Annotated in this window: 17 protein-coding genes and 1 tRNA gene; 12 read left to right on the top strand and 6 right to left on the bottom strand. The window is 71.2% G+C overall.

Annotated elements, in window-relative coordinates; all coding sequences use genetic code 11:
• Window positions 1-10: 10 nt before the first annotated feature.
• The 6 genes from lanKC to C6376_RS09150 all read left to right on the top strand — a co-directional run bounded on the left by lanKC (window position 11) and on the right by C6376_RS09150 (window position 6,934).
• On the top strand, window positions 11-2,521 hold the full coding sequence (gene lanKC, locus C6376_RS09175) for a class III lanthionine synthetase LanKC (protein ID WP_107442967.1): 2,511 nt from the start codon (window positions 11-13) through the stop codon (window positions 2,519-2,521).
• A complete protein-coding gene (locus tag C6376_RS09170; protein WP_107442966.1) occupies window positions 2,518-3,867 on the top strand; it encodes a YcaO-like family protein in 1,350 nt (449 codons plus the stop codon). Before lanKC ends, C6376_RS09170 begins: the two co-directional genes overlap by 4 nt.
• A 73-nt stretch (window positions 3,868-3,940) precedes the next feature.
• Window positions 3,941-4,825, top strand: a complete 885-nt coding sequence (locus C6376_RS09165) for an ABC transporter ATP-binding protein (protein ID WP_107442965.1) — start codon at window positions 3,941-3,943, stop codon at window positions 4,823-4,825.
• Entirely contained in the window at window positions 4,822-6,084 is a 1,263-nt protein-coding gene (locus tag C6376_RS09160; RefSeq protein WP_107442964.1) for an ABC transporter permease, read from the top strand. The genes C6376_RS09165 and C6376_RS09160 overlap by 4 nt, the downstream gene beginning before the upstream one ends.
• Before the next feature lie 287 nt (window positions 6,085-6,371).
• Window positions 6,372-6,551: a hypothetical protein gene (locus tag C6376_RS09155; RefSeq protein WP_107442963.1), complete on the top strand. Its 180-nt coding sequence runs from the start codon at window positions 6,372-6,374 to the stop codon at window positions 6,549-6,551.
• A 140-nt stretch (window positions 6,552-6,691) separates the two neighbouring features.
• The gene (locus C6376_RS09150; protein ID WP_107442962.1) at window positions 6,692-6,934 is read left to right on the top strand and encodes a hypothetical protein; all 243 of its coding nucleotides are present in this window, start codon (window positions 6,692-6,694) and stop codon (window positions 6,932-6,934) included.
• Window positions 6,935-6,981: 47 nt separating this feature from the next.
• Here C6376_RS09150 and C6376_RS09145 read toward each other — a convergent pair whose 3' ends face one another.
• From C6376_RS09145 to C6376_RS09135, 3 genes are all read right to left on the bottom strand, one after another.
• A complete protein-coding gene (locus tag C6376_RS09145; RefSeq protein WP_107442961.1) occupies window positions 6,982-7,425 on the bottom strand; it encodes a hypothetical protein in 444 nt (147 codons plus the stop codon).
• A 48-nt stretch (window positions 7,426-7,473) separates the two neighbouring features.
• Entirely contained in the window at window positions 7,474-8,052 is a 579-nt protein-coding gene (locus C6376_RS09140; protein WP_107442960.1) for an RNA 2'-phosphotransferase, read from the bottom strand.
• A gap of 219 nt (window positions 8,053-8,271) precedes the next feature.
• Window positions 8,272-10,155 carry an SDR family oxidoreductase gene (locus C6376_RS09135; RefSeq protein ID WP_107442959.1) on the bottom strand — a complete coding sequence of 628 codons (1,884 nt, stop codon included), beginning with the start codon at window positions 10,153-10,155 and terminating at the stop codon, window positions 8,272-8,274.
• Window positions 10,156-10,390: 235 nt separating this feature from the next.
• On the opposite strand from C6376_RS09135, the gene C6376_RS09130 reads away from it, so the two are divergent.
• From C6376_RS09130 to C6376_RS09105, 6 genes are all read left to right on the top strand, one after another.
• Window positions 10,391-11,368: an ABC transporter ATP-binding protein gene (locus tag C6376_RS09130; RefSeq protein WP_107448861.1), complete on the top strand. Its 978-nt coding sequence runs from the start codon at window positions 10,391-10,393 to the stop codon at window positions 11,366-11,368.
• Window positions 11,358-12,266, top strand: coding sequence for an ABC transporter permease (locus C6376_RS09125; RefSeq protein WP_107442958.1), 909 nt, complete (start codon window positions 11,358-11,360; stop codon window positions 12,264-12,266). Before C6376_RS09130 ends, C6376_RS09125 begins: the two co-directional genes overlap by 11 nt.
• Window positions 12,263-13,174: an ABC transporter ATP-binding protein gene (locus C6376_RS09120; protein WP_107442957.1), complete on the top strand. Its 912-nt coding sequence runs from the start codon at window positions 12,263-12,265 to the stop codon at window positions 13,172-13,174. Before C6376_RS09125 ends, C6376_RS09120 begins: the two co-directional genes overlap by 4 nt.
• Window positions 13,175-13,186: 12 nt before the next feature.
• Window positions 13,187-13,906 carry an ABC transporter permease subunit gene (locus C6376_RS09115; RefSeq protein WP_107442956.1) on the top strand — a complete coding sequence of 240 codons (720 nt, stop codon included), beginning with the start codon at window positions 13,187-13,189 and terminating at the stop codon, window positions 13,904-13,906.
• Window positions 13,907-14,089: 183 nt separating this feature from the next.
• The gene (locus tag C6376_RS09110) at window positions 14,090-14,335 is read left to right on the top strand and encodes a hypothetical protein (protein ID WP_107448860.1); all 246 of its coding nucleotides are present in this window, start codon (window positions 14,090-14,092) and stop codon (window positions 14,333-14,335) included.
• Window positions 14,336-14,644: 309 nt separating this feature from the next.
• Window positions 14,645-14,729, top strand: a tRNA-Ser gene (locus C6376_RS09105).
• A gap of 240 nt (window positions 14,730-14,969) precedes the next feature.
• Here C6376_RS09105 and C6376_RS09100 read toward each other — a convergent pair.
• The 3 genes from C6376_RS09100 to pheA form a co-directional block, all read right to left on the bottom strand.
• Window positions 14,970-15,788: an HAD family hydrolase gene (locus C6376_RS09100; protein WP_107442955.1), complete on the bottom strand. Its 819-nt coding sequence runs from the start codon at window positions 15,786-15,788 to the stop codon at window positions 14,970-14,972.
• On the bottom strand, window positions 15,785-17,062 hold the full coding sequence (gene serS, locus C6376_RS09095) for a serine--tRNA ligase (protein WP_107442954.1): 1,278 nt from the start codon (window positions 17,060-17,062) through the stop codon (window positions 15,785-15,787). Before serS ends, C6376_RS09100 begins: the two co-directional genes overlap by 4 nt.
• 538 nt (window positions 17,063-17,600) lie before the next feature.
• On the bottom strand, window positions 17,601-18,533 hold the full coding sequence (gene pheA / locus C6376_RS09090) for a prephenate dehydratase (RefSeq protein WP_107442953.1): 933 nt from the start codon (window positions 18,531-18,533) through the stop codon (window positions 17,601-17,603).
• Window positions 18,534-18,672: the final 139 nt, after the last annotated feature.

The following is an 18,672-nucleotide window of genomic DNA, read 5'->3' as shown; positions in this document are numbered from 1 at the left end:
TGGAGACACCGTGCTCGACACCCGGTTCATCAACTTCTGCCGCGCGGACTCGCTCTTCTACGACGCCCCCGCCGCCGAATCCACCGGCGCGGACTTCCACGAGGGCCGGACCCTGCCCGAGGGCTGGACCGCCACCCGAGGACGGGAATGGACCGTCTGCGTACCGCCGGACTCCCGGATCCCCGACCAGGGCTGGAAGATCCACGTCGCGGCCTCCCCCGGCAACGCCGCCGAACTCCTCGACGCCGTCGTCCCGTACTGCGTCGAGCACGGGCTGATGTTCAAGTACATCTCCGACCTGGAGACGCTCGGCCGGCGCGGCAGCAAGTACGGGGACCGCACCGCCAGCGGGAAGTTCATCACCGTCTACCCCGTCGACGAGGCGGCTCTGCGCACTGCCCTGGACGGCCTCGACGACCTCGTCGGAGGGACGCCCGCACCGTCCGTGCTGAGCGATCTCCGTTGGAAGCAGGGGCCGTTGTACGTGCGTTACGGTGGCTTCGTGCTGAAGACCACCCGCCTCAAGGATGGCACCCTGGCACCCGCGATCACCGCGCCGGACGGCGAACTCGTCCCCGACGAGCGGCGCCCCGGCTTCCGTCCCCCGGCATGGGTCACCCTCCCCTCCTTCCTGCAGGAGGCGGCCGACGAACGGCGCCGCGGCACCCTCACCGACTTCCCCTTCCGTGTCTACAAGGCCCTCCACTTCTCCAACGGAGGCGGCGTCTACCGCGCCGTCGACAAGCGCGACGGAACCGAGGTCCTGCTCAAGGAGGCCCGCCCGCTCGCCGGCCTCGACGCGGCCGGCGACGACGCCGTCACCCGCCTCGAGCGCGAGCACTGGGCGCTGTCCCGGCTCTCCGGCCTCCCGTCCGTGCCCACCCTGCGGGACGTGCGCAAGGGCAACGAACACCTCTTCCTGGCGCGCGACTACGTCGACGGCACTCCGCTGACGGAGCTCGTCCGCCTGCGTCACCCCTACGGCACCACCGACAACACGGCACGGGCGCGGGCGGAGTACACGGCCTGGACGCTGCACATCCTCGACCAGGTCGCCGAGGGCGTGACCGCCATGCACGAGCGCGGGGTCGTCTTCGGCGACCTGCACCCGGGCAACGTCCTCGTCCGCCCCGACGACACCGTCGCCTTCATCGACATGGAGACCGCCACACCCGCCGAGGAGATGTGCGCGCAGGCCATGGGCTCCCTCGGCTTCCGGGCCCCCGACCACCTCCGGGGCCCCGACGTCGACCTGTTCGCGCTCGACGTGCTCCGGCTGACCATGTTCGTCCCCATGCCGCACGTCGTGCCGTGGGGCACCGAGAAGATCCGCACCCTGATCGACGTGGCCGCCCGTGACTTCCCCCTCCCCGAGTCCTTCGTCCGGCAGATCGAGCGCGGCCTCGGCGACGACGTCCTGGGCGCGCGGACGGAGTACGGCGTGCCCTGGCCCGCCGCCGGGGAGAAGACCGGGAACCTGATCGCGGACATCGCCGGCTCCATCGTCGAGGCTGCCACCCCCGAGCGGACCGACCGCCTCTACCCGGGCGACGTCTCGCAGTTCATGGTCGACGACGGTGGCGTGACCTTCGCGTACGGGGCGGCGGGCGTGCTCTGGGCGCTGCACCGCGCCGGCGCCGAGGCGCCCGCCGAACACGTCCGGTGGTTCCTCGACCAGGCCGAGCGGGTCACCGGCGACGGCCCTGGCTTCCTCACCGGCCTCGCAGGCGTCGCGTACACCCTGGAGGAGCTCGGTCATCCCGACGCCGCCGACGCGGTCATGGACCGCGCCTTCGCCGGCTGCGACGCCAACGTGGGGTCCACCCTGGCGACCGGCCTCTCCGGCCTCGGCCTGACCGCGCTGCACCTGGCCGCCCGGCGCGGCGACGACCGGCGTCTGCGCCAGGCGCTCGAACTCGCCGACCGGCTGCCCGACACCCCGGCGCCCCAGCGGGTGGGACTGCTGCACGGTCGCTGCGGCCGCGCTCTCCTGCTGCTGCGCCTGTACGAACACACCGGCCGCACCGACCTGTTGGAGCGGGCCCTGGCCGAACTCCACGCCGAACTGGAGCGGATCGGGGGCGACGACTTCGACGACCGCTTCCTCAGCGCCGGACTCGAAGGCTCGGCGGGCATCCTGATCGCCCTGCGCGCCGCACTGCGGCACACCCCCGACGACGAACGGATACGTGCCGCCGTGGACCGGCTGCGGACCCTGCGGCGTGGCGGCTTCGCCACCTCGTGCGGCCTCCTGCACGGCCGGAGCGGTGAGCTCCTCGCCCTCGAGGACGGCGGCAGCGAGGTCGAGCGGGACGTCCTGCGTTTCCACCTGGACGCCCTCGGCTGGGAGGCGATAGCCGCCGAGCCCGGCCGCGTCGACTTCCTCGGCAACTACGGCTACCGCCTCTCCACCGACCTGGGTACGGGTTCGGCCGGAGTCCTGCTGGCCCTCGCCGCCCTGCGGGACGGCGCTCCGGCCCTGTCCTTCCTCGCCCCCGCGGCCGCCGGAGTGCGACGGTGATCGACATTCCGACCACCCTCGACCCGGCGTCGGGCATCGCCCTGCGGTACGCGGTCACACCGCCGCACGACGGCGATCCGCTGTGGAGCAGCGCGGTCGAACTCCATCCGGTGGAGGGGTTCGAGGCAATCGTCGGCTCCCCCGCTCGTGCGGGCTCCGCGGGTGCGGGGGCCGCTCGCGCGGGTGTCACCGCCTCGGCCCCCGCCGGGCCGGGCGCCGACGTCCTCGACCTCCCGCTGTCCGCCCGGTTCGCCGGGGCCAGCGGCGCGTCCCGGGTCGACGCGCTGCTGCGCGGAGCGGGCGAGGCCGTCGAGCGGCGTGCCCTGCACCCCTCGGCCGCCCACCCCGCCCGCTTCGGCTCCGCCGCCGACCTGGCAGCCGCCGCCACGACGCTGTACGCCCACCACCCGGACCACGCCCTGTCGCACCCGGACGCCGAGACGGCCGCCCTGTCCTGGTACGAGGCCCGCGACCTGGACACCGATGGGCCCGTCCTGGTCCCCGCGGACCTCGTCGACTGGCCCGCGCGCCGGGCCGACCTGTTCGATCCGAGCCCGTCCGGGGCGGCGGCCGGCGCGAGCCACGAGACCGCTCTCGCCGCGGCGATGATCGAGGTGACGGAACGGGACGCCCTCACCGTCGCCTGGGGCCGCCGACTGCGTCTGCCGACGTACGTCCCGTCGCCCGCGGACACCGCGCTCCGGGCGATGTGGGCACGGGCCCGCGCGGAGGGGCTGACCCCCGTGCTCGCCCGCATTCCCACCGCCGTGCCCGGGCTCTGGTGCATGACCGGCTTCCTGATCGATCCGGAGGGTCCGGGCGCCCTGGCCGCCGTCGGCATGAAGGCGTCGCCCCGGCCGGCCGAGGCCGCCGCCAAGGCGTTCCAGGAGGCGTGGCAGGTACGGGCCGCGCTGCGGGCGCTGCGCGGCCGGGGTGAGACCGGGCGCGTCGCCCCGATCGTGACGGAGCACGACCGGCTCAGCCACATGCTGACCCGCCCCGCTTACGAGAGCGTGCGCGACTGGGTCGCCGGTTTCCGGGAGCCGGACCCGCTGCCGGCTCCCTCGCCCGCGCGGGACCTCGGGGCGGAGGAGATCCGGCGGGCCCTCACCGCCGACGGCGCGGGTCTTCTGACCGTGGACCTCACGTCGCGCCTCCCGCGGGCGGTCGCCGCCATGGGCTGGCATGTCGTCAAGGTGCTGGCGCCCGGCTACCAGAGCCTGCGGATGGACGAGACGCACCGGTGGAGCTGGCACCTGCCCCGTCTGGCGTCGGCGCCCGAGCGCACCGGCTGCGCCGCCGGGCTGGACGACCCGCGTGAAGCGGCGCCGCACCCGCTGCCCTGACCCGACGGCGGTCCGCCGCCGCTGGATTCCCCCCACCAGAGCAACCGTTCAACCGAGCTGAGAGAAGACACAGATGTTGGAACTGGAAGAACTCGTACGAGACTTCGGCGATCACCGTGCCGTCGACCGGGTGTCCTTCCGGGTGTCCAGAGGCCGGTTGACCGGATTCGTCGGCGGTAACGGCGCGGGCAAGACCACCACCATGCGCATGATCATGGGCGTACTGGCCGCGAACGGCGGCGAGATCCGCTGGGACGGCGTCCCCGTCACGGCCGCCGACCGCAGGGACTTCGGCTACATGCCGGAGGAGCGGGGCCTCTACCCGAAGCAGACGGTCCTCAGCCAGCTCGTCTATCTGGCCCGGCTCCGCGGCCAGAGTGCCGCCGACGCCCGCAGGCACATCCTCGAACTGCTCGACCGCCTCGGTCTCGCGGAGAAGAGCCAGGCACGGCTGGAGTCGTTGTCCCTGGGTAACCAGCAGCGTGTGCAGATCGCGGCCGCCCTGCTCGGCTCCCCCAAGCTGCTCGTCCTCGACGAACCCTTCTCCGGGCTCGACCCGCACGCCGTCGACACGATGGCCGAGCTGCTGCGCGAGTACGCCGCCGCGGGCATCCCCGTACTGTTCTCCTCCCACCAGCTCGACCTGGTCGAGCGGCTCTGCGACGACCTGGTGATCATGGCCACCGGTCATGTCGTCGGCAAGGGCACCGCGGACGAGCTCCGGCACCGCGACAAGCTCCGGTACCACCTGGTCACCGGTGCGCCGGCCGGCTGGGCCGGCGACGTCCCCGGCGTGACCGACGTCGAGGAGCTGCCCGACGGAGCGCGTGTCGGGCTCGCCGCCGACGCCGATCCCGGCGCGCTCCTGACGGAGGCCCTGCGCCGCGGACCCGTCCACGCCTTCACCCCTGTCGTTCCCAGCATCGCCGACGTCTACCGGGAGATGACTTCCGCATGAGCACCGTGACCTCGAACCCCGCGCACCGGTCCGGGACATCGCCCGATCCGCAGGGCACGCCCGCGGCTTCCGGTACCCCGACCCGTGCGGCCACCGCGTCCGCCTGGCGGATCGTCGCCGCCCGCGAGATCTCGGTGAAGCTCACCAACCGCGGCTTCCTGCTGTCGACGCTGGTCACCCTCGCCCTGATCGTGGGCGCGATCGGGCTGCAGCTCTACCTGGCCGACTCGATGGGCAAGATCACGGTCGCGGTGGCCGACCAGCAGGCCGGCCGGATCGCCGGCCAGGCCGAGCAACTGGCCGTCCGGGCGGACCAGGACGTCGAGATCACGGTCCGGCAGGAGTCGTCCGCCGATCAGGTCCGTGAGGCCGTGCGGTCCGGTGACGCCGAGGCCGGGCTCCTGTCCGAAGGCGGCCGCTGGGTCCTGCTCGGCGACACCGGTCAGAACGACATCGCCGCCACCTGGATCGGCGCCGCCGTGCAGTCGAACGCCCTCGCGGAGAACGCGAAGGCCGCCGGCACCAGCCTGACGGCCCTCAGCCAGGGGGCGGAGGTCAAGCACGTCCTGCTGTCGGCCGACAAGACGCCCGAGGGCGCGGTCCAGATGACGACGTACTTCTTCGGCTTCCTCTTCTATCTGGCTGCTGTCCTGCTCGGCGCGGCGCTGGCGACCAGCGTCGTGGAGGAGAAGCAGAACCGCATCGTCGAGCTCATCGCCAGCTCCGTGCCCCTTCGGTCGCTGCTCGTCGGCAAGATCGTCGGTTCCACGCTGCTGGCGCTCGCCCAGATGGCACTGTTCTGCCTGGTCGGCGTCGGCGGCCTGGTGGCCACGGGCGAGCAGGACTTCCTCGCCGACATCAGCTCGGGACTGGGCTGGTTCCTCGTCTTCTACGTCGTGGGCATTGCCGTCCTGGCCTGCCTGTTCGCCGCGGCCGGTGCGCTCGCCACCCGCAGCGAGGACATCCAGTCCACCACCACGCCGGTGAACGCGATCACCGCGCTGGTGTTCATCGTCGGCGTGACGGTGTCCGGCAATGTGCGCGAGATCCTCTCCTTCATCCCGCTGACCTCGACCGTCACCATGCCGGCCCGCGTCCTGGCGGGAGAGACCGCCTGGTGGGAGCCGGCCGCCGCGCTCGGCCTGTCGATCGCCGCCGCGGTGCTCATCGTCGGGGCGAGCAGCCGGGTGTACCGCCGGGCGCTCCTGCAGACCGACCGCAAGCTCTCGTTCCGCCAGGCCATGAAGCTGACGGACTGACGGACTGACGGACTGACGGGGAGTCGGGTGGCCGAGGCCCTGGCGCCACCCATGCCACCTCGCCACCCACGCCACCGCGCCACCCACGCCACCGCGCCACCCACGCCACCGCGCCACCCACGCCGCCGTGCCCCCACGCCATCGCGTCACCCACACCACAGCACCACCCGCACCACAGCACCACCCGCACCACCGCATCGCCGGCAGTACCGCGTCACCCGTATCACCCGCTCAGATCCGCCCGTACAGCGAGACACCCCCATCCACATCATCCGGAAGGAACTCCGATGACCGCCTCCCGTTCCCGTACCACCCTCGCCGCGCTTCTGGCCGTGCTCGCCTGCGTCGAGGTGGTGCTGATCAGCAGCGACACCTCCGACAGCGTCCGTTACGGCGTCGGCGCGGCGCTCGCCGTCGGCATCCTCGTGCTGGTCGGTCGGCTCGCCAAGGGCGGCTCGTCCGACTGACCGATTCCCAGAGGCCTTGTCCGGGGCCGGCCGTGCCCAGGTGGCCGCCCCCGGATCACGGTCGGCGCACGGACCCCGAGGGGTGGGGGACGGCAGCCTGCCCCACCACCCTCCTTTCACTTCGTCATGCGGAGCCGTCCATGAGCTTCTCCCATCAGGTGTCGATCACCGGTCCGTCCGGGGCACCACCAGAGACCGCGGTGATCCGGTTTGTGGCTCTCCTCCCGGAGGGCTGGCATGCCGAGGTCGGCGAGTTCCAGGGCGACCTGGCCCGCCTCCGGATCACGGCCCCGCCCGGAACCACCACGTCCGAAGCCACTCGGATGGCCGCCGACATCCTGTCCCGGCCGGGGCTTCAGGGCTGGCGTCTGGCCGACCACTGACGCGCGGTTTCACGTGAAACTATTCGTGGTGGTTTCACGTGAAACCGTCAGCGTGTGCGCCGGGCGAGCCACGGGCTGAGCCCGACCAGGATGAACTCCTTGTGCACCCGGTCCTGCGGCAGGGGCACCATCAGGAAGTGGGCCGGGGGAAAGCGCCGGCTCTTCACCCAGGCGTGACCGTCGTAGAGGGCGCGGAGGAAGGCGGGGACGTCATCGCGGTCGACGTCGGGGCACTCGACGCCGTCCACGGTGATCAGGGCGTCGTCGTCGGGGTAGAGCCGCACGCTCACGCTCGGCCGGCCGCCCAGTTCCACGTGGGCCTCGTGCGGCAACGAGCCGTCGGGGTCGGCGGTGACGCCCACGCCGACGGCAGTGCGACGGGAGGTCTGGTCGGCGCCGATGTCATGCGTGACCTCGATCTCCAGCGCGTACTCGGCGGCCAGGGCACGCAGGACGGTGACTGCCGCTTCGGTGGTGGGTAAGTGGTCCATACCTGACATCATGCCAAGGACCGTCCGGCGCGGCGGCCGGAACGCGCTTCAGTGGCGCTCGGGAAACCGCAGGTACTGCGGGGGCACGGCCTTCGTCAGCCACACGCCGTTGGCGCTGAGATGGAAGACATGGCCGTCCTGGTGCATGGCCCCCGCGTCGACGGAGAGCACCACGGGGCGGCCGCGGCGGGCGCCGACCCTGGTCGCGGTCTCCCGGTCGGCCGAGAGGTGTACGTCGTGCCGGTTCATCGGCCGCAGCCCCTCGGCCCGGATGGCGTCCAGTGAGCGGGCCACGGTCCCGTGGTAGAGGTACGACGGCGGGACGGCCGGCTCCAGCCCGAGGTCGACCTCGACGCTGTGGCCCTGGCTGGCGCGAATCCTGGTGCCGTCGATCGCGAAGCGCTTCTTGTCGTTGGCCGCCACGACGTGGTCCAGCTCTTCACGGGTGAAGCGGAAGCCGTGGGCGGCGCACGCCGAGATGAGCTCGTCGATCTCGACCCAGCCGGCCTCGTCGAGAGTGAGACCGATGCGCTCGGGCTGGTGGCGCAGGTGCTTCGAGAGGTACTTCGACACCTTCACGGTGCGTCTGTCGTCCCTGTCGTTGTCGGGTCCGTCCTTTTCGTTCATCCGGTCAGCATGACGGGGGAGACGCGCATCACGCATTCTGTTTTGACGGCGAGGTTTGATCCACAAGCAACTGTGGTTATCCACAGGCTATTTGGCGGTTCTGTGGACAACCGGCCTCCTCCTCACCGGACTTCCCCAACCACCCGGCGAATCCCTTTCACTTGGGGAAGCGCCGGGCATCGCTCCCGTGGGCGCGGCCTGTTCGGACGTGCGGGCACGTCACAGTGGCGCACCCATCCGCGCCAGCGCCCTCAACGCCCTGGGGAAGAAGCGGGACAGCGCGTTCGCGGTCTTCGCCTCCGGAGTGACCGTGACCATCGCCTCGTCGTCCACGACCGCGCGCAGGATCGCCTTCGCGACCTTCTCCGGCGGGTAGTTGCGCATCCCGTACAGGCGCGCGGCACGCTTCTGCCGACGTCGTTCCTCCGCCGCGTCGACTCCCACGAAGGTCGCCGTGGAGGTGATGGCGGTGTTCACCAGACCGGGGCAGATCGCCGTCACCCCGATGTCCCGGCCCGCCAGTTCGGCGCGCAGGCACTCGCTCAGCATCAGCACCGCGGCCTTGGAGGTGCTGTAGGCCGGCAGCGCCCTGGAGGGCTGGAAAGCCGCCGCCGACGCGATGTTGACGATGTGGCCGCCCTGCCCGCGTTCGGCCATCGGCCGGCCGAGAAGACGGCAACCATGAATGACGCCCCACAGGTTGACGTCCAGCACCCGGCGCCAGTCGTCGGACGTCGTGTCGAAGAAGGAGCCCGACAGACCGATGCCGGCGTTGTTCACCAGCACGTCCAGCACCCCGTGGTCGGTGTGCACCTTCGAGGCGAGCTTCTCCATCGCCTGCTCGTCGGAGACGTCGACTGCCTCCGCCCAGGCGTCCGGTGAGCCGGCCCGGCGGGACAGCTCGGCGGTGCGGGCCGCGCTGTCCGCATCCCGGTCGACGGCGATGACGCGTGCGCCCGCTTCGGCGAACGCGAGCGCCGTGGCCCGTCCGATGCCGCTGCCCGCGCCGGTGACGAGCACCAACTGCCCGGCGAATCGCTCGGCATACCGCTCGGCGGCACGCCCGCCGTCCGGTGTGCCGCCGTTCTTCCGGCGCCTCCCGACCACCTCGAGCCTCTCGACCGTCCCGACCGCAGCGCCGACCCCGCTGCCCTCGTCGTGCCCGGTCCCGGATCCGCCTTCCGTACCGCTTCTCTTCCGCTCGGTGTCGACCGACGTCACGAAGTCGTCGATCCAGGACGCGAGTCGGTCGGGACGGGTGCGCGGGATCCAGTGCCCGGCCGGAAGGGTGCGCCGCGTCAACCGCGGTACCCAGTGCTCCAGTTCGTCGTACAGCCGCTCCGACAGGAACCGGTCGCCGAGAGGCGTGATGAGCTGAACGGGCACGTGCGCGTGCGCGTCGGCGCGCGGACGGCGCAGCCGGATCCTGACGTTGTCCCGGTACAGCCAGGCGCCGTTGGCCGCGTCCGACGGCAGTGACGGCGTCGGATAGGCGTCGGCGGGAACCTTTTCCATCCGTCGCAGGATGCCCGGCCAGCGCTTGCCGAGCGGCCCCCGCCAGGCGAGTTCGGGCAGGGCGGGGGTGTGCAGCAGGTACACGTACCAGGACTTGGCTCCCTGGCCGAGGAGTTGGCCGACCCGGCGCGGGGTCGGCCTGTTCACGCGCGCGGCGATCCAGTGGCCGAAGTGGTCGAGGGACGGCCCGGACAGGGAGGTGAAGGACGCGATACGGCCCTCGGTGCGCCGGACGGTGACGAACTCCCAGGCCTGCACCGAGCCCCAGTCGTGCCCCACCAGGTGCACCGGCTCGTCCGGGCTCACCGCGTCCGCGACCGCCAGGAAGTCGTCGGTCAGCTTCTCCAGGGTGAACCCGCCCCGCAGCGGTTTCGGCGCCTCGGAACGGCCGTGGCCCCGGACGTCGTACAGCACCACATGGAAGCGGCCTGCCAGCCGGGACGCGACCTCGGACCACACCTCCTTGCTGTCCGGGTAGCCGTGCACCAGCACCACCGTCGGCAGCCGCGGATCGCCCAGTTCGACGACGCACAGCTCGATCCCGCCGGTTCGCACCCGGCGCTCGCGCGCGCCCTCCAGCATCGTCACTTCTCCTCCGCCCCGGCCGGCGCCGACCGCTGTACGCGTCCGTATCCCGACGACGCTGAATCTGGCACTTGTTAGAGAAGCCGTCAACAGGGCGGGCGTGAGCCGCTCCGAACCCGCTCCATAGCTCTCAGGCAGGGGATCCCCTACGGGCCCGTACATCTGAGGTCTGAGGCGAAGACGGCTCTGAAGTCTGACGAAATTCGTGGCCTGCGTCACTAATTTTGTGGACGTGACTGTGATCGCGACCGAAAGCCTGAGCAAGCGGTTCCCCCGGGTGACCGCTCTTGACCGGCTCTCCGTGGACGTCGGGCCCGGTGTGACCGGGCTCGTCGGAGCCAACGGGGCCGGCAAGTCCACACTGATCAAGATCCTGCTGGGTCTGTCGCCCGCCACGGAGGGCCGCGCCGAGGTGCTCGGCCTCGACGTCGCGACCAAGGGCGCCGACATCCGCGAGCGGGTCGGCTACATGCCGGAGCACGACTGCCTGCCGCCCGACGTCTCGGCCACCGAGTTCGTCGTGCACATGGCGCGCATGTCCGGCCTGCCGCCCGCCGCCGCGCGCGAACGCACCGCGGACACCCTGCGCCACGTCGGTCTGTACGAGGAGCGCTACCGTCCCATCGGCGGCTACTCGACCGGCATGAAGCAGCGCGTGAAACTGGCGCAGGCCCTCGTCCACGACCCGCAGCTGGTCTTCCTCGACGAGCCGACCAACGGCCTCGACCCGGTCGGCCGCGACGAGATGCTGGGCCTGATCCGCCGCATCCACACCGACTTCGGCATCTCGGTCCTCGTCACCTCCCACCTGCTGGGCGAACTCGAGCGCACCTGCGACCACGTCGTCGTCGTCGACGGCGGCAAACTCCTGCGCTCCAGCTCCACCACCGACTTCACCCAGACCACCACCACCCTCGCCATCGAGGTCACCGACACCGACGACCACCCGGACGGCACCCGCGCGATCCGCGAAGCGCTCCACGCGCGCGGAGTGGAGGTCGCGGAGGCCGGCAGCGGCCTGCCGGGCGCCGGCCACATCCTGCTGCTGACCGCGCAGGGCGAGGAGACCTACGACGTCGTCCGCGACACGGTCGCCGACCTCGGACTCGGCCTGGTGCGCATGGAACAGCGGCGGCACCACATCTCCGAGGTCTTCAAGGACAGCGACACCGGCAGCGACCAGCAGCGGAAGGAGGCCGTCGGCCATGGCAACTGAGCACCCGGTCACCGCCCCCTCGGGCGACCAGACCCGTATCCACAACATCGGCTACCGCAGCTACGACGGCCCCCGCCTCGGCCGCGCCTACGCCCGCCGCTCCCTGTACTCGCAGTCCCTGCGCGGCGCCTACGGCCTCGGCCGCTCGGTGAAGTCCAAGGTGCTGCCGATGCTGCTGTTCGTGGTGATCTGCGTGCCCGCGGCCATCATGGTCGCCGTGGCCGTCGCCACGAAGGCCAAGGAACTGCCGGTCGACTACACCCGGTACGCGATCATCATGCAGGCCGTCATCAGCCTGTACGTCGCCTCGCAGGCGCCCCAGTCCGTCTCGCGCGACCTGCGCTTCAAGACCGTGCCGCTGTACTTCTCGCGGCCCATCGAGACCGCGGACTACGTGCGCGCCAAGTTCGCCGCGCTGGCCTCCGCGCTGTTCGTCCTCACCGCGGCCCCGCTGCTCGTGCTCTACATCGGCGCGCTGCTGGCCAAACTCGACTTCGCCGACCAGACCGAGGGATTCGGTCAGGGAATCGTCTCCGTGGCTCTGCTCTCCCTGCTCTTCGCCGGCATCGGCCTGGTCATCGCCTCGGCGACCCCGCGGCGCGGCTTCGGCATCGCCGCCGTCATCGCCGTCCTGACCATCTCCTACGGTGCCGTCTCCACACTCCAGGCCATCGCCGAGGCCCAGAACAGCACCGGCTCCATCGCCTGGATCGGCCTCTTCTCGCCGGTCACGCTGATCGACGGCGTGCAGTCGGCGTTCCTCGGCGCCACCTCCGCCTTCCCGGGCGGGGTCGGCCCCTCCGACGGGGAGGGCGTGGTCTACGTCCTCGTCCTCCTCGGCCTGATCGCCGCGAGCTACGGCCTCCTGATCCGCCGCTACCGGAAGGTGGGCCTGTGACCACGCTCAGCATCGACCACGTCTCCCGCTGGTTCGGCAACGTGGTCGCCGTCAACGACGTCACCATGACCATCGGTCCCGGTGTCACCGGCCTGCTCGGCCCCAACGGCGCCGGCAAGTCCACCCTCATCAACATGATGGGCGGCTTCCTGGCGCCCTCCACCGGCACGGTCACCCTCGACGGACAGACCGTCTGGCGCAACGAGGACATCTACCGGCACATCGGCGTCGTCCCCGAGCGCGAGGCGATGTACGACTTCCTCACCGGCCGCGAGTTCGTGGTCGCCAACGCCGAGCTGCACGGCCTGGGGGCCAAGGCCGCCCAGAAGGCGCTGGCCACGGTCGAGATGGAGTACGCGCAGGACCGCAAGATCGCCACGTACTCCAAGGGCATGCGCCAGCGCGTGAAGATGGCGAGCGCCCTCGTCCACGACCCGTCGCTGCTGCTCCTCGACGAGCCGTTCAACGGCATGGACCCGCGCCAGCGCATGCAGCTGATGGACCTGCTGCGGCGCATGGGCGACGAAGGCCGCACCGTGCTGTTCTCGTCGCACATCCTCGAAGAGGTCGAGCAACTCGCCTGGCACATCGAGGTGGTCGTCGCGGGCCGGCACGCGGCCAGCGGCGACTTCCGCAAGATCCGCCGCCTGATGACCGACCGGCCGCACCGCTACCTGGTGCGCTCCAGCGACGACCGCGCCCTCGCGGCCGCGCTGATCGCCGACCCGTCGACCTCCGGCATCGAGGTCGACCTGGCGGAGGGCGCGTTGCGCGTCCAGGCCGTCGACTTCGGCCGCTTCACCACGCTGCTGCCCAAGGTCGCCAGGGACCACGGCATCCGGCTGCTCACGGTCTCGCCGTCCGACGAGTCCCTCGAGTCCGTGTTCTCGTACCTGGTCGCGGCGTAGGAGGCCTTGGAGATGTACGACCCCACAGTCGCCCGGCTCACATACCGGGCCCTGCTCGGCCGACGCCGGGCCCTCATCCTGGGCGCCCTGCCCCTGCTGCTCATCGCGATCTCCGTGGTCGTGCGCGGCCTGGCCGGAGCCGACGACCAGACGGCGTCGGACCTGCTCGGCGGGCTCGCGCTCGCCACGATGGTCCCGATCATCGGCGTCATCGCGGGCACGGGCGCGATCGGCCCGGAGATCGACGACGGTTCCGTGGTCTATCTGCTGTCCAAGCCGCTGAAGCGGCCCACGATCATCTTCACCAAGCTGATCGTGGCGATCGCGGTCACGATGGTCTTCTCGGCCCTGCCGACGCTGATCGCCGGCTTCATCCTCAACGGCAACGGCCAGCAGATCGCCGTGGCCTACACGGTGGCCGCGCTGGTCTCCTCCATCGCCTACGCCGCCCTGTTCCTGCTGCTCGGCACGGTGTCCCGGCACGCGGTGGTCTTCGGCCTGGTCTACGCCCTCGTCTGGGAGGCCCTGTTCGGCTCCCTGGTCGCGGGAGCCCGCACGCTCAGCGTCCAGCAGTGGTCGCTGGCCGTCGCCCACAAGGTGGCCGGCGGGGACCTGGTCACCTCGGACGTCGGACTTACCACGGCCACGGTGCTGCTGGTCGCCGTGACCGTGCTGGCCACCTGGTACGCCGGCCGGAAGCTGCGGACGCTGACGCTCGCGGGGGAGGAGTGAGCGGCCCCCGCCGGGAGTGCCCCGGTCGTTCTTGACGGCGGCTTCACCGGCGTCTGCGCACACCGTGCCGACGGACCCCGCTCGGCACGGCCCCGCACGACCCGGTCCGACACGACCCGGTCCGACATGACACGGCCCGACATGACACAGCAGGACACGGCAGGACACGGCCAGGAGGACGGGATGGCGGACGGCACAGCGGCTGACGACGGCCGTGGACGGTCCCGGGAGGGCGAGGCCTGGGACGACCTCGTCCTGGACGAGGACTTCGTACGGGGCGCCGGGACCTCGGAGCCGTCCGCCCGGGCCCGGATGCTCGCCGCACGGTGGCGGGCCGAGGAGCCGGAGCCCCAGCCCTGGCGGTCGGACGAGCCGCCCGCCGGATGGTTCTTCAGCAAGGCGCGACGGCGCAGGTGGCGCCGGCGGTAGGGCGGGCCCGCCCGGCCGGGACCACTTTTCGCACGGTTGTTTTATTCGGTGGCGTCCGGGTCGGCCCCTCGGGCAGAGTGGTCGTACGCGCAAGGCGCAGAGCGCGGACGGCCGGAGGAGATCCGGCGTCACCCGACCGGGAGAGGAGTTCGACGATGTCCATGCACGGCAGTGCGTCGAGCTCCCTTCAGGGCAGCCGGCGGCGGGTTCCGGAGTAGTTACCCCTCCGACGAACCGCACCGCTTACGGGAGCTGCCCGGGGCGGCCGCTTCGAGCACGCGATGTCGCTCTCGCGTGGGCCGCCCACCCGGAGGATTGGCCGAGAGGCAAGGCACCGGCTTGCTAAGCCGAGGTCGGGGGCGACCCCGCGCACGTTCGATCCGTGCATCCTCCGCGAGACGTTTGTCACTGGGACTGGGCGAGGTTCGACGCAGGCGCCGTTGAGGCGCGCCGAAAGCAGCGGGCAGGGGCGGCGGGCTTCGGGTATCTGGTCCGTGTGCGGGCCGGTGGGGGCTGGTCGCACGGTTCCCCGCGCCCCTGATCGCCCGCGGCGATCTTTGCGCGGTTCCCCGCGCCCCTCTCTCAGCGTCCCTTCCGTGCCGCTGATCGCACGCCCCTACCCGGGCGCTTCGGGTCAGGGAAGGAGGGCTTCCAGGGTGGCGGCGATGCCGTCGGCGTCGTTGGAGGCGGTGATCTCGTCCGCCACCGCCTTCAGTTCCTCGTGAGCGTTGGCCATGGCCACGCCGTGAGCGGACCAGGCGAACATCGGGACGTCGTTGGGCATGTCGCCGAAGGCGATCGTGTCCGCGGCCTTGAGACCCAGGCGGCGGGCGGCCAGCGAGAGGCCCGTGGCCTTGGAGAGGCCCAGAGGGAGCAGTTCCACGATGCCCGCACCGGCCACGGCGACGGTGACGAAACCTCCCGCGGCTCTGCGGGCCGCCTCGGCCAACGCGTCGTCCGAGAGCTCGGGATGCTGAATGAAGATCTTGTTCAGGGGCGCCGACCACAGGTCGGACGCGTCCGTCAGCGGGGTCGACTGCAGGGCGCCCCGGAGCGCGTAACCCGGCCCCACCAGCACTTCCCCGTCCAGACCGCCCCGGCTGGCCGCCAGGTGCAGCGGGCCGACCTCCGCCTCGATCTTGGCGAGCGCCACACCGGCCAGCTGCCGGTCCAGGGTCACCGACGTCAGCAGACGGTGCTCGCCCGCGTGGTACACCTGGGCGCCCTGTCCGCAGACCGCGAGGCCGTCGTAGCCGAGGTCGTCGAGGATGTGCCGGGTCCACGGGACCGCGCGGCCGGTCACGACGATGTGCACGGCCCCCGCCGCGGTGGCCGCGGCGAGGGCGTCACGGGTGCGCTGCGAGACCGTGTCGTCGGAGCGCAGGAGCGTCCCGTCGAGGTCGGTCGCGATCAGACGGTGGGGGAACCGTCCGGCGGCAGGCTCGGTGCTCACTTGGCGACCGGCTCAAGGACCTCCCGGCCGCCGAGGTACGGACGCAGTACCTCGGGCACGTACACCGAGCCGTCGGCCTGCTGGTGGTTCTCCAGGACGGCGACGATCGTGCGCGGGACGGCGCACAGCGTGCCGTTCAGCGTGGCCAGCGGGCGGACCTGCTTGCCCTCGCGGACGCGGATCGACAGGCGGCGGGACTGGAACTCGGTGCAGTCCGACGTCGAGGTCAGCTCGCGGTACTTGCCCTGGGTCGGGATCCAGGCCTCGCAGTCGAACTTGCGGGCGGCCGAGGAGCCGAGGTCGCCGGAGGCGACGTCGATGACGCGGAACGGCAGCTCCAGCGCGGACAGCCACTGCTTCTCCCACGCGAGCAGCCGCTGGTGCTCGGCCTGGGAGTCCTCGGGCGTGACGTACGAGAACATCTCGACCTTGTCGAACTGGTGGACGCGGAAGATGCCCTTGGTGTCCTTGCCGTGCGAGCCTGCCTCGCGGCGGAAGCAGGGCGAGAAGCCCGCGTACCGCAGCGGCAGCCGGTCCGCGTCGATGATCTCGTCCATGTGGTACGCGGCGAGCGGGACCTCGGAGGTGCCGACCAGGTAGAGGTCGTCCTTGTCGAGGTGGTAGACGTCCTGGGCGGCCTGGCCGAGGAAGCCGGTGCCGGCCATCGACTGCGGGCGCACCAGCGCGGGGGTGAGCATCGGCGTGAAGCCGGCCGCCGTGGCCTGCGCGATCGCCGCGTTCACCAGGGCCAGCTCCAGCAGGGCGCCGACGCCGGTCAGGAAGTAGAAGCGGGAGCCGGAGACCTTGGCGCCGCGCTCGACGTCGATCGCGCCGAGGATCTGGCCGAGCTCCAGGTGGTCCTTGGGCTCGAAGCCCTCGGCGCCGAAGTCGCGGATCGTTCCGTGCGTCTCGAGGGTGACGAAGTCCTCCTCGCCGCCCACGGGCACGTCGGGGTGCACGAGGTTGCCGAGTCGCTGCAGGAGCTCCTGGGTCTCGGCGTCGGCGGCGTCGCGCTCGGCGTCGGCTGCCTTGACGTCGGCGGCGAGCTGGCTCGCCTTCTTCAGCAGCTCGGCCTTCTCGTCCGCGGAGGCCTTGGGGATGAGCTTGCCGAGCGACTTCTGCTCGTTGCGCAGCTCGTCGAAGCGGACGCCGGACGACCTGCGCCGCTCGTCGGCGGAGAGGAGGGAGTCGACGAGCGCGACGTCCTCTCCACGGGCACGCTGGGAGGCGCGCGCACGGTCGGGGTCCTCACGGAGCAGGCGAAGGTCAATCACGCGGCCAAGGCTACCCGTGCGGGGTCGGCGCTCACGACTCCCATTCCGAGCCGTCGTCCGGTCTTCCGAATCGCTACTTACGTTGCGTTATGGGTGAATTGCCCAGCGTGTCAATAAATCGCGTCTCACTCCCTGGGACGGATTGTGTGACGGGCGTCTCATTGACCCGATTTCCTTGCGGTGCGCGGGATTTGGCGGCCGGGTTGTCCACAGGGGTTCGCACCTCGTGTGAGTTATCCACAGGGTGTGCGAAAGGTCTGTGGACACCAGAATGGATCATTCCGAAGCCTGTCCGTCCCGGGTCGAATTCCTTGCCCGAACGCCGCTCGCAGCCACTTTCGGGTGGAATTGGGTCACCCCGAAGGATTGATCGAAGGAAACAGGTGGACGAAGGGTGACGTGCGGGTTGCGACTCACCTTGAGGTGGCACAGGCCGATTTGTCGACTGAGTGGCACTTCGTTGTCGACTTGTCCCCAGGTCGAGAAGCGAGCCTGTGGATAACTTCTGTGGACAACGAAGATATGCAGGTAGGACTGGCTAGAAACGGCCGTCCTGGCAGCGCGCCACCCAGTCCGAGGCCGCCATGAACTCCCCGTCCGAGGTGCCCGGCAGTGGTGCCGGGACGTCCGCCGCGCTCATCTCCGCACGCGGGTACGAGCCCAGGAAGCGCACCTCGCGGCAGATCCGCTTCAGCCCCATGAGCGCCTCGGCCATCCGGCGGTCGGTGATGTGCCCCTCGGCGTCGATGCAGAAGCAGTAGTTGCCGATGCCGGCGCCCGTCGGCCGGGACTGCAGCAGCATGAGGTTGACGCCCCGGGTGGCGAACTCGCCCAGCAGGTCTCGCAGACCGCCGGGGTGGTCGTCCCGCTGCCACAGCACCACGGACGTCTTGTCCGCACCGGTCGGCGCGGCAGGCCGGGCGGGCCGGCCCACCAGCACGAACCGGGTCTGCGCGTTCTCCGCGTCGTGGATGCCCGTCTCCAGCGCGGTGAGCCCGTACCGGGCGGCCGCGAACTCGCCGGCGAAAGCGGCGTCGTAACGGCCCTCCTGGACCAGCCGGGCGGCGTCCGCGTTCGAGGCGGCCGACTCCCACACAGCGTCCGGCAGATTCGCCTTCAGCCAGTTGCGCACCTGCGGCTGTGCCGCCGGGTGGGCGGAGACCGTCTTGATGTCCGACAGGTCCGTGCCGGGCCGGGCGAGCAGCGCGAAGGTGATCGACAGAAGCACCTCGCGGTAGATCATCAGAGGTGTGCCCGCGACCAGCGCGTCCAGCGTGGTGGTGATGCCGCCCTCGACGGAGTTCTCGATGGGCACGAACGCGGCCTCGGCCTCGCCGGCGCGCACCGCGTCGAGCGCGGACTGCACCGACACGTAAGGGATCAGCTGGCGGGTGGCCGCCTCCGGAAGCGTGCGCAGGGCGACCTCCGTGAAGGTGCCCTCGGGGCCGAGGTAGGCATAGCTCGCTGGCATGACCTCACCCTAATGGCCCTTGCGTACCGGGGCGCATGCGTCTCACCACTCCCCCTCGCAGGAATGAATCCGCACGCGGAGGCGTAACCTCGCGCCGCCGCGACCGCCGTCAGGGTCGCGGTCGGCGGTCCCTCTCGTC

Origin of the sequence: Streptomyces sp. P3, from assembly GCF_003032475.1 — a bacterium.
Taxonomy (GTDB): Bacteria; Actinomycetota; Actinomycetes; order Streptomycetales; family Streptomycetaceae; genus Streptomyces.
Note: the sequence above shows the minus strand (reverse complement) of the source record. Positions and strands in the feature narration are given on the sequence as shown.

Coding starts and splice junctions, on each gene's coding strand:
- C6376_RS09110 (WP_107448860.1), top strand. CDS start 14,090: ATGGCGGACGGCACAGCGGCTGACGACGGCCGTGGACGGTCCCGGGAG.
- pheA (WP_107442953.1), bottom strand. CDS start 18,533: ATGCCAGCGAGCTATGCCTACCTCGGCCCCGAGGGCACCTTCACGGAG.
- C6376_RS09125 (WP_107442958.1), top strand. CDS start 11,358: ATGGCAACTGAGCACCCGGTCACCGCCCCCTCGGGCGACCAGACCCGT.
- C6376_RS09145 (WP_107442961.1), bottom strand. CDS start 7,425: ATGGACCACTTACCCACCACCGAAGCGGCAGTCACCGTCCTGCGTGCC.
- C6376_RS09165 (WP_107442965.1), top strand. CDS start 3,941: ATGTTGGAACTGGAAGAACTCGTACGAGACTTCGGCGATCACCGTGCC.
- C6376_RS09150 (WP_107442962.1), top strand. CDS start 6,692: ATGAGCTTCTCCCATCAGGTGTCGATCACCGGTCCGTCCGGGGCACCA.
- C6376_RS09115 (WP_107442956.1), top strand. CDS start 13,187: ATGTACGACCCCACAGTCGCCCGGCTCACATACCGGGCCCTGCTCGGC.
- C6376_RS09155 (WP_107442963.1), top strand. CDS start 6,372: ATGACCGCCTCCCGTTCCCGTACCACCCTCGCCGCGCTTCTGGCCGTG.
- C6376_RS09140 (WP_107442960.1), bottom strand. CDS start 8,052: ATGAACGAAAAGGACGGACCCGACAACGACAGGGACGACAGACGCACC.
- C6376_RS09160 (WP_107442964.1), top strand. CDS start 4,822: ATGAGCACCGTGACCTCGAACCCCGCGCACCGGTCCGGGACATCGCCC.